The 12444-nt window shown below is 70.0% G+C and carries 12 protein-coding genes and 1 pseudogene; 8 read left to right on the plus strand and 5 right to left on the minus strand.

Features of this window, described 5'->3' with window-relative positions; translation table 11 throughout:
• The 5 genes and pseudogenes from CCN44_RS30410 to CCN44_RS30430 form a co-directional block, all read right to left on the minus strand.
• A pseudogene (locus tag CCN44_RS30410) lies at positions 1–670 on the minus strand (ABC transporter transmembrane domain-containing protein); the annotation flags it as partial.
• 114 nt (positions 671–784) lie between these two features.
• Positions 785–1390 (minus strand): TlpA family protein disulfide reductase, encoded by a 606-nt coding sequence (locus CCN44_RS30415; protein ID WP_086701186.1) that lies wholly within the window; start codon positions 1388–1390, stop codon positions 785–787.
• Positions 1387–1851, minus strand: a complete 465-nt coding sequence (locus tag CCN44_RS30420; protein ID WP_059252684.1) for a hypothetical protein — start codon at positions 1849–1851, stop codon at positions 1387–1389. Before CCN44_RS30420 ends, CCN44_RS30415 begins: the two co-directional genes overlap by 4 nt.
• A gap of 90 nt (positions 1852–1941) precedes the next feature.
• Complete coding sequence (locus tag CCN44_RS30425) at positions 1942–3144, minus strand: fibronectin type III domain-containing protein (protein ID WP_059252683.1); 1203 nt, start codon at positions 3142–3144, stop codon at positions 1942–1944.
• A 67-nt stretch (positions 3145–3211) separates the two neighbouring features.
• Positions 3212–3721, minus strand: a complete 510-nt coding sequence (locus CCN44_RS30430; RefSeq protein WP_059252682.1) for an RICIN domain-containing protein — start codon at positions 3719–3721, stop codon at positions 3212–3214.
• Positions 3722–3922: 201 nt separating this feature from the next.
• Here CCN44_RS30430 and CCN44_RS30435 point away from each other — a divergent pair, with 201 nt between their 5' ends.
• The 8 genes from CCN44_RS30435 to CCN44_RS30475 form a co-directional block, all read left to right on the plus strand.
• Positions 3923–4405 (plus strand): DUF3515 family protein, encoded by a 483-nt coding sequence (locus CCN44_RS30435; protein ID WP_063808653.1) that lies wholly within the window; start codon positions 3923–3925, stop codon positions 4403–4405.
• A gap of 184 nt (positions 4406–4589) precedes the next feature.
• Positions 4590–4937, plus strand: coding sequence for a helix-turn-helix domain-containing protein (locus CCN44_RS30440; RefSeq protein WP_059252681.1), 348 nt, complete (start codon positions 4590–4592; stop codon positions 4935–4937).
• 441 nt (positions 4938–5378) lie between these two features.
• Positions 5379–7415 carry a M4 family metallopeptidase gene (locus CCN44_RS30445; RefSeq protein ID WP_059252680.1) on the plus strand — a complete coding sequence of 679 codons (2037 nt, stop codon included), beginning with the start codon at positions 5379–5381 and terminating at the stop codon, positions 7413–7415.
• A 251-nt stretch (positions 7416–7666) separates the two neighbouring features.
• Positions 7667–9328 (plus strand): M4 family metallopeptidase, encoded by a 1662-nt coding sequence (locus CCN44_RS30455; protein WP_059252679.1) that lies wholly within the window; start codon positions 7667–7669, stop codon positions 9326–9328.
• Between the two features lie 71 nt (positions 9329–9399).
• Complete coding sequence (locus CCN44_RS30460) at positions 9400–9921, plus strand: DUF1990 domain-containing protein (protein WP_086701189.1); 522 nt, start codon at positions 9400–9402, stop codon at positions 9919–9921.
• Positions 9922–10130: 209 nt separating this feature from the next.
• Entirely contained in the window at positions 10131–10676 is a 546-nt protein-coding gene (locus CCN44_RS30465; RefSeq protein WP_237482503.1) for a hypothetical protein, read from the plus strand.
• Positions 10673–11350 carry a hypothetical protein gene (locus CCN44_RS30470; protein ID WP_086701192.1) on the plus strand — a complete coding sequence of 226 codons (678 nt, stop codon included), beginning with the start codon at positions 10673–10675 and terminating at the stop codon, positions 11348–11350. The genes CCN44_RS30465 and CCN44_RS30470 overlap by 4 nt, the downstream gene beginning before the upstream one ends.
• On the plus strand, positions 11350–12444 hold a 1095-nt coding region (locus CCN44_RS30475; protein WP_414820527.1), incomplete at its 3' end, for a WXG100 family type VII secretion target. The genes CCN44_RS30470 and CCN44_RS30475, both read left to right, overlap by 1 nt.

Genomic DNA, 12444 nt, shown 5'->3' on the forward strand with positions numbered 1-12444 from the left:
GCGCGGGCCTGGCTGCGGTGGCGGCCGAAGCCCTTGATGATGCGGATGCCGAGCACGCTCTCCTCGACCACCGTGGTCAGGTCCCCGACCTGGTCCTGGGCGCGCCGCGCCACCTCCGCGTACCGCCGTTCGAAGACCACGCAGGTCCACATCACCGGGACGGCGGGCCCGAGGATGACCAGCCCCAGCACCCAGTCCTGCATCAGCATGATCACCANNCGAACAGGAACGTCAACGGGAAGGCGAGGAACATGCGCAGCAGCATCAGGTCGGTCGTGCCCCGGGAGAGCAGCTGGCCGGACGCCCAGCGGTCGTGGAAGGCGACCGGCAGCCGTTGCAGATGCCGGTACAGGTCCGCCCGCATCTCCGCCTCGACGTGCGACAGCGGCCGGGCCACGAGCCAGCGCCGTATGCCGAACAGCACCGCCTCGGCCACGCCGAGCAGCAGCAGGTACAGCGCGCCGAGCCATACGCCCGCCGGGTCGCGGTCGGCGACCGGCCCGTCCACCATCCACTTCAGGACGAGCGGGATCACCAGCCCCGTGCAGGAGGCGAGGACCGCGACGAACGCGGCGGTGAACAGCCGCACGCGCACCGGGCGGACGTACGGCCACAGCCGCAGCAGGGTGCGCACGGCGGAACGGTCGGTGGTTGCACGTGTCGTGGGCATCAACGGCGAGGGTACGGACCCTCACCGACAACGCCCACCGAGTTTCGGCCGTGCACCGACGGCGGTCCGGGTGCCAACCCGCCCCGCCGTCGGTGCACTACCGGCGTCGCCCGTTCATCCGGCACTCGCCTTCGCACCGGACCGCTCCGGTCGCGGACGGTCCAGCAGAGGGGTGACCGCTTTCGCCACGTCGGCCTCGGTCACCGCCCCGATCTGGGACGCGGCCACCTTTCCCGCGGGGTCGACGACGATCGTGTAGGGCAGGGCCTGCGGGTTGACCAGGCCGCGCGGCAGCCGGAGGCCGAGCCGTCCCCGCGGGTCGTGCAGGGAGGGGAAACCGAGGCGGTGCCGCTTCTGGAAGGCGAGTCCGTCCCCGCCCTCGGCGTCGTTGTTCAGGCCCAGGATGCGCACTCCGCGGTGAGCCCATGTCCGCTGGACCTTCTCCAGCTCGGGCGCCTCGGCCACGCAGGGACCGCACCACGAGGCCCACGCGGTGACGAGTACGACCTTCCCCCGGTAGTCCGAGAGGCGGACGGTACGGCCGTCCAGCGTGGTTCCGCCCAGGTCGGGGGCCTTGGGGCGCTCGCCCTCGCGCAGGGTGCGGGTGAGCGCGCCGGAGGGGCTGGTGTCACCGACGGCGGCGGGACTGGTGCAGCCCGCGAGGAGGGCGCCGGCCGTCAACAGCCCCGCCACGGCCGCGTACGGTCGCGGTGCCGTCATCGTCCGGCCGTCCGGGCGGGAGCGGACGGGGTGCCGGCCGCTGTGAGGACGGTCTCCAGGTGGCGCGCCCGCCAGACACTCAGCAGCCACGCGGAGGGCAGCTGGAGGGTGAACAGGGCGACGATCGCCGACACGAACGCGGAGTCGGCCGGTGCCTCGTCGCCGGCCGCCCAGGACGACAGCCCGGCACAGACCAGCAGCACGGCCAGGTAGGCGGATCCGTCGATCAGCGGAACGCGCCACACGGGCAACGGAGCGGTCAGACGGCGCGTCAGCGTCAGGGTGAGGACCGCGGCCCCGACGAAGGCCGCGTTCCAGGGGTTCTGCACCCAGGTCGAGGCCCATGCGCGCGGACTGCCGGCGGCAGCCTGCCAGACGAGGTCCACCGCGGCTCCGGTCAGCCACGACACCATGGTGACGGCCAGCGCGTAGGAGAGGGCGCCGCGCCAGGTGACGGTCATGTCACTTCCCCCTTGTCGTGGCGGCACACCGGGCGGTGGACCGCTCTGCCGTCCATTGTCCTCCCGGCCCGTGGGGGCCGGAAGGCAGGGTCAGTATCCGCCGTAGTTGCCGATGGTTCCCCGTTCACAGGCAGGCTGCGACAGGCACAACAGGCTGCTCATTTTGGACCGGTGCACGGTCTTGGTCGAGTGCCGGCTGCCGCTGGTGTAGCCGTAGAGATACATCTCGTGGTCGGGTGCCTGTCGGTACTTGCCGGAGACGTAGAAGTCTCCGTTGCGGGCGAGGCGGGCGTCGTAGAAGGCGCCGATGCCGGCGCGGCGGATGCCGCCGGACGGGCAGAAGGGGTCGGTGGCCTCTATCTGACCGTGGACCGCACGGGTCTTGCCGTCGAAGCGGGTCTTGGTACGGAAGTCGATACCCTTGGTGGAAGCCTTGCGCCGGTCAACTTCCCGCCCGTTCCGGTAGACCTTCGTCACGCCGGTCTCGGGGAACAGGTCGTACGGGGACTTCGTCCAGTAGACGACGCCGCGCAGACTGGCCCGGAAGGACGGGCCGGTGACCTTGCTGGAGAAGCCTCGGTTATCGCCTTTGTACTGGTAGCCCCGGGTGTACTTGCAACCGGATATGCTGCCGAGTTCCTTGGGGACGCTCGCCCACTTCTGGCGGATGAACGACCGCCACACCACGGCGGTCTTGGTGTACCTCCGCGCCCTCGCTTCGATCTGCTGCGCCGTCCTCGTGAGCGTGGCGGTGTCGTCGGCCGTGGGAACGGTTGCCGTCAGGCCCCAGGTGTGTCCGAGCCCGTCGGCCTCACCGGAGATCTGGTAGTTCACCTCGGTGCCCGCGACCACCCCGGTGTCGCGGAAGCTGTGGGCAGTGGTGGCCGCGATCCGCACCCCGTCGCGGTACACCGCGTAGCGCGCGGCGCCCAGGTCGGGCCAGGACAGGTCGATGAAGTGGGAGGAGGCGGCCCAGGCAGCACGCTCGTTCTTCGCCGGAGAGCGGGCGAGGGTGGTGTCGCCGATGACGTTCTGCCCACCGGAGGTGAGGAGTTGGGTGTCGGTGGCCTTGCCGATGTAGGTCGCGACCGGCTTGACGCCGAAACCGGTCAGGGACTGCTCACCGGTGGTGAACCGGCCGCTGTCCGGGTCGAGGACGAAGACGGCCTTGCTCCCGGCCGACGGGCCGGGTCCCTCGGCGGACGCCGACGCGGACGTCAGCGGCGATGCCAGAAGTACGGTGGGAACAGCTGCTGCCGCGAGGGCTCGCGATACGGATCGCTGCCACTGCATAGGTCTCATTCCCGATCGGTAGGGGTCACATTACGGACGGTCGGACTGGTGGAGCCGGCTCCCCGGCTCAGGACAGGCCCCACTCCTGACGGACGCGGCCCGCCCTGCCGTTCCAGTCCGTCTTCTCCAGGTACGGCTTGGAGCCGGCCCGCGTGGAGTTGGAGGCGAGCGACTTGTTCTTCGCCACGTTGACGATGTGGGAACTGGCCAGCCACCACTGGTGATTCTTGGACGACGGCTTGCAGGTGTACTGGACGACGCGGCTCGCAGAGTCCAGGGCCAGGCACTTGCCCGACTTGTCGTTCCTGATGGTGAAGACGGACCCCCCGCTCTGCAGCCGCTTCAGGGTCCACCTCTGCGTCTTGTCGTTCCTGGAGCACTTGCCGACGACGAGCCGCGCGTTGTTCTTGGTACTGCCGCCCATCGACAGGCACACGTTGTTCGCCCACACGCGCTCCAGCCGGGTGTGGGCGTAAGGGTTGCCGGCCTGCGAGGCGGCGCCCGCGGGGGTCGCGACCGCGGTCACAGTCCCGGCCGTCACAGCGGCGAGCACGAACGAGGTGGCTGCCTTACGCATCCCATCTCCTTGGTCGGTCGTCTCTTACGACGATCGAACCTAGATGCGAACTCGCAGCTCTACCACGGCCGTTGGGGAGGTGTACACAAGGGCTATGCCCGAAAGGGAGTGCCCACGGACCCGGTTCAGGCCCGTACGTCCGGGTGCTCTAACGTGCTGCTGGATCCGTTCGCGCGCCCTACCGGAAAGAAGCCCGTCATCATGCCCTTGCCCCGCCGGACCCGGCTCGTACTCGGCGCGGGGGTGTGCGTGCTCGGCTCGGTCGCCGCCGTCACCGCCTACGTCCTCACGCAGCGCGACCCTGGCGTGCCTGCCGCGAAGGGTGCCGACGCCCCGCACTGCCGCCGCATCACCGACGCCGCTCCCGACTCCTTGGGCGGTTTCTCCCGCTGGGACAGCGACGCCGCCGGCGTGGCCGTGTGGGGGAACCGCGACATCGTCCTGCGGTGCGGCGTGACACCGCCGGGCCCCACCGACGACCCGTGCGTCGCGGTCAACGGGGTGGACTGGGTGGTCGACACCCGGCAGTCCACACCGACCCGGAAGGTCATCGTCACCTACGGCCGCGTCCCGGCCACCCAGGTGGTGTTCACGGGCGAGGGCAAGACCGACGCGGCCCTGGTCGACCTCTCCGGCCTCGTCGCCCCGATCCGGCAGCGCGCGCACTGCGTCGACTCCGTCTGACGGGTCGCGGCACCCGGTCCGTGGGGCGGCCACCGCCCGAGCCGGCGAGGTGTTGGCCCCGGAATCGGACATCGGCGTGGGCGAACGTACCGATGTCGGACCCTCCGGGTATGTTGACGGTCGATCCCGGTTGCACCCAGACCACGGGGGTCTGCTGGGAAGACCGGGGTTGGGAGGGGCCACCATGACCACACGGTCCATCGCCGTGAGTCCGGGCTGCGCGTACCGGCGCACGGGATCCGATCCGGCGTCAGGGGTGCGGAGACTGTCGAGTCTGACCGGCCGGGAGCGAGAGGTACTCCTGATGCTCGGGACGGGCCTGGGCAACCGGGAGCTGGCCCGGGAGTTGGGTATCGCGGAACGCACGGTGAAGGCGCACATCGCCAACATCCTGGACAAGATCGGCCAGCACACGCGGACGCAGGCCGCGATCGTTGCCGCACTCGCCCACGACGTACTGTGCGTGGACCGAGCATGCACCCGGCACTTGGTGAGGGTTGCGGGCCAGCGGGATGAGGTCTCAGCCGCTTAGGACGAGCCGGGGCGCCAGTCCCCGGACGGACAGTCGCCCGGTCCACCGGGCGATGTGAGGCGGTGGCGCCTCCATGGGCGCCACCGCCCGCGTCACTCGGTGGCAGCAGCCGGGGAGCCCGGCCGCCGGTCCCGCGTCCGGCGTGCCGCCGGTCATGGCGGGGGACGCCGACCCGACCAACGGTCCGCATACCGAACATGAACATCCGGTCAACGGACCATTTCCGGCCAAGTTTGTGACGCGGTCCTGACAGGTGGCGAGATCTCCTGCCACTCTTCCCTGGCCGACTCACAGCAACCCCACAGTAACTGAGCGTCTGTGTGAGCCGGCCCCGCACCTGCACGTGGCTTTCGCGTAACGCCCTGTTCTGCCCGGACGTCCCAACCCACCGTCCGGTCTCCCCTGGCCGCGCGACCCGCGGTCACGCAGAAGGAGTCAGTGTTGAGAAGCAATTCCTCTCGCGGACGCACCTCCCACGGCACACACCGCAGAACCGCCACCGTCGCCCTCGCCGGCGTCGCCGCCCTGATCGCCGCCGCCGTCCAGGCGGGCGCGGCCGGCGCCGCCCCGGCGAAGCCCGCGGCCGGCCGGGCCAACCCGGCCCACAGCGCGGTCAAGCTCACGCCCTCGCAGCGCGCGGAGCTGATCCGCGACGCCGACGCCGGCAAGGCGGCCGCGGCCCGGCAGATCGGCCTGGGCGCGCAGGAGAAGCTGGTCGTGAAGGACGTCGTCAAGGACGGCGACGGCACGCTGCACACCCGGTACGAGCGGACGTACGCGGGGCTGCCGGTGCTCGGCGGCGACCTGGTCGTCACCACCTCCGCGGGCAAGACCATGGACGTCATCCGGGCCACCGACGCGACGCTGAAGGTCGCGGATCTCAGCCCGGACGTCTCCAAGGCCACCGCGGAGCGGCAGGCCGTGCAGCGGGCGAAGGCGCTCGGCGGGACCAAGCCGGCCGCGGACAGCGTCCGCAAGGTGATCTGGGCGGCGACCGGCAAGCCGGTGCTGGCGTACGAGACGGTCGTCGGCGGGCTCCAGGACGACGGCACCCCGAACGAGCTGCACGTCATCACGGACGCGGCCACCGGCAAGAAGCTCTACGAGTACCAGGGCATCAAGAACGGCGTGGGCAACACCCAGTACAGCGGGCAGGTCACGCTGACCACGACGCAGTCGGGCTCGACGTACACGCTGACCGACGGGGCGCGCGGCGGCCACAAGACGTACAACCTGAACCGGGGCACCTCCGGCACCGGCACCCTGTTCTCGCAGACCAGCGACACCTGGGGCAACGGCACCTCGTCGAACGCGGCCACCGCGGGCGCCGACGCCCACTACGGCGCCGCGCTCACCTGGGACTTCTACAAGAGCGCGTTCAACCGCAGCGGCATCAAGAACAACGGCGTGGGCGCCTACAGCCGCGTCCACTACGGCAACGCGTACGTCAACGCGTTCTGGAACGACAGCTGCTTCTGCATGACCTACGGCGACGGGTCCGGCAACACCCACCCGCTGACCTCGATCGACGTCGCCGCCCACGAGATGAGCCACGGCGTCACCTCGGCGACGGCGAACCTCAACTACAGCGGCGAGTCCGGCGGCCTGAACGAGGCGACCAGCGACATCATGGCCGCCGGTGTGGAGTTCTACGCGAACAACGCGAGCGACCCCGGCGACTACCTGGTCGGCGAGAAGATCGACATCAACGGCGACGGCACCCCGCTGCGCTACATGGACAAGCCCAGCAAGGACGGCGCGTCCAAGGACAACTGGTACTCGGGCATCGGCGGGATCGACGTCCACTACTCGTCCGGCCCCGCGAACCACTTCTTCTACCTGCTGAGCGAGGGCAGCGGCGCCAAGGTCGTCAACGGCGTCAGCTACAACTCGCCGACGGCGGACGGGCTTCCGGTGACCGGCATCGGCCGGGACAAGGCCCTGCAGATCTGGTACCGGGCGCTGACCACCAAGTGGACGTCCACCACCAACTACGCGGGCGCCCGCACCGGCACCCTGGCGGCGGCCGGCGAGCTGTACGGCACCACCAGCGCCGAGTACAAGGCGGTGCAGGACGCCTGGGCGGGCATCGGGGTCGGCTCGCGCTCCGGCGGCGGAGGCGGCGGCGGTACGTCGTACGAGAGCAGCACGCCGGTGTCGGTGCCGGACAACGGCGCCGCCGTCACGTCGAGCATCACCGTCTCCGGCCGTACCGGGAACGCGCCGAGCAACCTCCAGGTGAGCGTCGACATCACCCACACCTGGCGCGGTGACCTGGTGATCGATCTCGTCGGCCCGTCGGGCACCGCCTACCGGCTGAAGAACTTCAGCTCCTCGGACTCGGCGGACAACGTGAACGAGACGTACACGGTCAACGCCTCGGCCGAAACGGCCAACGGCACCTGGAAGCTGCGGGTGCAGGATCAGGCCACCTACGACACTGGAACGATCAACGGCTGGAAGCTGACGTTCCCGTAGACCGCATGCCGCGGGCCCGGAATCACGGCGCCGTCCGAGGGTGGGGCACCCTCGGGCGGCGCCCGTTTACGTCCCTGAAACGTTCACCTGGCAGTCGACTTCAAGCCAACATCACCACAGGGTCCTGACATGTACGCGCCCTTGATGTCACTCTCTCTCCACCCGCCGCAGCAGCACAGCTACTTCACAACGCCACACTCTCCGGCCAGTAACCCCACACTGCCCGGACTCCCCCACGAGAAGGAGCTTTCGTGAGCCCCCTCTACGCGCGTCACAAGCGCACCACTCTGGCCATCGCCACCGCTGTCGCCGCCGGAGCCCTGCTCGCCACTGGTCTGACCACCAGTGCCACCGCCCAGACCCCGGCCGGAGCCGCCGCCGCCAAGCCGCTGGCCGCCGCCCCGACCGCGCTGTCCGCCGCGGCCCGCACCACCCTCATCCAGCACGCCCAGGCCGACGCGGCCGAGACCGCGCAGGCGATAGGCCTCGGCGCCCAGGAGAAGCTGGTCGTCAAGGACGTCGTCAAGGACATCGACGGCACCCTGCACACCCGCTACGAGCGCACCTACGCCGGCCTTCCGGTGCTCGGCGGCGACCTGATCGTGCACACCGCCAAGTCCGGCAAGACCCAGGGCGTCACCAAGGCCAGCAAGTCGGCCATCAAGGTGGCCTCGCTCAAGCCGCAGATCACCGCCGCCAAGGCCGAGCAGCAGGCGGTGTCCGCCGCCAAGTCCCTCGGCTCCTCCAAGTCCGCCGCGGACGGCGCCCGCAAGGTGATCTGGGCCGGCTCCGGCAAGCCCGTCCTCGCCTACGAGACGATCGTCGGCGGCTTCCAGGACGACGGCACCCCGAACCAGCTGCACGTCATCACCGACGCGGCCACCGGCAAGAAGCTCTTCGAGTACCAGGGCATCGAGAACGCGACCGGCACCGGCAAGAGCCTGTACTCCGGCACCGTCAACCTCACCACCACCCTGTCGGGCTCGACGTACCAGCTGTACGACACCAGCCGGGGCGGTCACAAGACCTACAACCTGGCCCGCAAGACCTCCGGCACCGGCACGCTGTTCACCGACGCCGACAACGTGTGGGGCACGGGTGTCGCCTCCAGCTCCTCGACGGACCAGACGGCCGCCGTGGACGCCGCCTACGGCGCCCAGGTCACCTGGGACTTCTACAAGAACACCTTCGGCCGCAGCGGCATCAAGAACAACGGCGTCGCCGCCTACAGCCGCGTCCACTACGGCAACGCGTACGTCAACGCGTTCTGGGACGACAGCTGCTTCTGCATGACCTACGGCGACGGCTCCGGGAACACCCACCCGCTGACCTCGCTGGACGTCGCCGGCCACGAGATGAGCCACGGTGTCACCTCCAACACCGCGGGCCTCAACTACTCCGGCGAGTCGGGCGGCCTGAACGAGGCCACGTCGGACATCTTCGGCACGGGCGTGGAGTTCTACGCGGGCAACGCCAATGACACCGGTGACTACCTCATCGGTGAGGAGATCGACATCAACGGCGACGGCACCCCGCTGCGCTACATGGACAAGCCCAGCAAGGACGGCGCCTCCGCCGACTACTGGTCCTCGTCGGTGGGCGGCAAGGACGTCCACTACTCCTCGGGCGTGGCGAACCACTTCTTCTACCTCCTCGCGGAGGGCAGCGGTTCGAAGACGATCAACGGCGTGACGTACAACTCGCCGACCTACAACGGCGCCGCCGTCACCGGCATCGGCCGCACCAAGGCGCTGCAGATCTGGTACAAGGCGCTCACCACGTACATGACGTCGACGACCAACTACAAGGCCGCCCGCACGGCGACCCTGAACGCGGCGTCCGCGCTGTACGGCTCCGGCAGCACCGAGTACAACGCGGTGGCCGCTGCCTGGAAGGCTGTCAACGTCAGCTGAATTCAGCTCAGTTGACTCAGGGCGGCACCCGGAAGGAATTCCTCCCGGGTGCCGCCCTACCCTTGTGACCCATGTCCTCGGCGCCCTTCACCTACGAGCCGGTCGGCGCGACGCGCGACGATCTCACCCACTGCCCGCCCGGCTTCCGCCCCCTGCTGGTCCGCACCCGCCTCGGCGAGGGCCACGAGATCTTCGACCGGGCCGCCGAAGCGGTCATGTCCTGGGAGATGCACCGCGCTCTCGGCGTCGGCCTCGACGCCACCGCCGACCGCGCCGCCCCCGGCGTCGACGTCACGGTCACCCTGGCCGGCGTCATCAAGGCCCCCTGCCGCATCATCTGGACCACCGAGGAACCCCGCCGCGCCGGCTGGGCCTACGGCACCCTCGAAGGCCACCCCGAATGCGGCGAGGAGGCCTTCGTGGTCGACCGCACGGGCGACGGCACGGTCTGGCTGACGGTGGCGGCCTTCAGCAGGCCCACCAAGTGGTACGCCCGCGTCGGCGGCCCGGCGACCCGCGGCTTCCAGCACGCGTACGCCCGCCGGTGCGGGGCGGTACTGAGGCGGCTGTGCGAGCAGCGGCCGGAGGCATGAGGGGACGAGCCTCACTCGCTCGCGTCGGGCATCAGGATCCCGCCCACGTGCATACGCTCTGGTCCCGGACGCGGACCGTTGAGCCGTAGGTGCACACGCGCTCCTGGAAGCCGGGCGCCGGCCCGGTGTTCGATCGGACCTCGGTGGTCTGCTGACCCGGCCCCCACCCCGCGTTGCGATCCGAAACGTGCCGATGTGATGATCCAGCCGTGAGTGAGCATGGGGGCGACGCCGGACCGGCGGAACAGATGCCGAGGTCACCGCTGTACGACTATGTGGACCTGGGCCTTGACGACCAGCGCGACACGACTGTGCCGGAGGCCGCCGAGGGCGCTGGTTTGCCTGAGCGTTCGGCAACCCTCGCCGGGGGCGCGGAGGAGACCGAGCACAGACGCCGTGAGTTCGCCGCGCTGTTGGGTGAGTTCCGGCGCACGCCGGTGCTGGTGCCGGTGGACGAGGACGACGCTCCCCTGACGGCCGACTTCGGCGGAGTCCGCTGGATCTACGCCTTCTCGGACGAAGCGGCCCTGGCGCGCTTCGCGCTCGCGCGGGGTGAGGGCGGCCGGGAGTGGGCGTACCGGCGATGGCTCGGGGCGCGCCTGCTGGACGCGATGGTGCCGGCGGTCGGGGTGCCGTGCGGGGTGGCCCTGGACTGCGCGGACGGTGCGGACGGGGTGGTCTTTCCTCCGGTGCGGGGTGTCGTGCCGGACGAGGTGGCGGTGGACGTCGACGGCGGGACGGAGGACGAGACGTGACCGGGGGCGGCAAGGACCTGGCGACGGAGGGGCTCGGCCTGATCGCCAAGGGCCTGACGGACGCGCTGGCCGAGTTGAAGGAACTGGGGATGGTCGGCGAGGCCGGTGCCGGCCGCGGCTTCTCCGACATCGCGCTGTCCGGGCTGGAGTTGGGCCACGAGGGGCTGACGGGTGAGTTCACGTCGTTCTGCGAGCGCTGGGAATGGGGCGTGCGGTCACTGATCAACGAGGGCAACGGCTTCGCCATGAAGACCGGGTTGGCGGCGGGCACGTACTACGAGAACGACAAGTACGTCGAGGGCACCTTCAAGATCGTGGAGAACGCCGCCATCGGCAATCCGTACGCCTCCGAGGAGGAGGTGGAGAAGATGGGCTGGGGGGAGATCGCCAAGTCCGGTGCGTACGGAGGCGATGTCGACTACAGCAAGGAGTCCTTCGAGCAGGCCTTGGAGAACAGCAAGCAGGGCTGGAAGGACGCCGGGCGCGATGTGATGACCTCGCACACCATCGGTCCGGTGCCGGGGATGAACCCGGAGAACCTGCACAGCGCGCTGGGGATGTCGGACAAGGAGTACGACCGGATGCTGGACGACACCTTCGGCCCCTCTCCCGAGGACCGTGCCAAGGCCGCAGCCGCACAGCAGGCCGCCGGGCAGCAGGGTGGTGAGGGCTGATGGGCATCGGGGATGTGACCAACGCGGTCCTGGGCGGTGCCGAGGAGCTCTACGACAAGGGCAAGAAGAAGCTCGGTGAGGGCGTCGACTGGGCCACGGACAAGGTCGGCGACAAGCTGGACGATGTCGGCCTGCACAAGTGGGCCGACGTGGTGGAGGACTGGGGCGACGATGTCGCCTCCGACCTCGGCGCCACCCCCGGCGAGCAGCAGCTGGGGCAGACGGAGGAGGCGAACGAACTCGTCCACGGCAACCCGGCGAAGATCCGCGAGAGCGCCAAGCACCTGCGGGACTTCCACGGGGCGTTCGACAAGGTCGGCCAGGGGCTGAAGAAGGTCGACTCCTCGGGGTGGAAGGGCGAGGGCGGTGACGCCTTCCGTGAGAAGTTCGGCGTCCACCCGGCCAAGTGGGCGCAGGCGGCCGAGGCGTGCAGGACCGCGGCCGGTGCGCTGGAGTCCTACGCCGACACGGTCAAGTGGGCGCAGCGGGAGGCCGGGGAGGCGGTCGAGCTTTACAAGAAAGGTGTGACGGCGTCCCGGGAGGCTTTCGAGGCCCACCAGGAGAAGGTCGAGTCCTACAAGGCGAAGGTGCGGGCGGGTGAGGATCCCGGGCCGAGGCCAGGGGAGTTCCAGGACCCGGGCAAGGCCGACGTCCAGGCCGCCCGGCACAAGCTGGCCAAGGCCCGCAAGCAGCGCAACACGGCCGCCTCCGAGGCACAGGAGCAGGTCAGGGCGGCCCTGGCCCACGCTCCCGCCGAGCCCCCGCCCCTGGACCGGATCCGCCACGGTCTCAAGGACGGCTACCTGGCCGTCAACACCGAGCTGACGCATGTCGTGGGCGGTGCCCTCAAGGGCACGGCCGGCCTGGTCAACTTCGTCCGCGGGCTGAACCCGCTGGACCCCTACAACATCACCCACCCGGCCGCGTACATGCAGAACGTCAGCATGACGCTCTCCGGCCTGGTCTCCACCGCCGCCCATCCGGAGCGGGCCGCGAAGGCCGCCGTCGAGGGCTTCAAGAAGGACCCTTCCGAGTTCTTCGGCCGCATGCTCCCCGAACTGCTCGGCACCAAGGGCGCGGGACTGGCCCGGGGC

Source organism: Streptomyces tricolor, from assembly GCF_002155905.1.
In the GTDB taxonomy this organism is placed as follows: domain Bacteria; phylum Actinomycetota; class Actinomycetes; order Streptomycetales; family Streptomycetaceae; genus Streptomyces; species Streptomyces tricolor.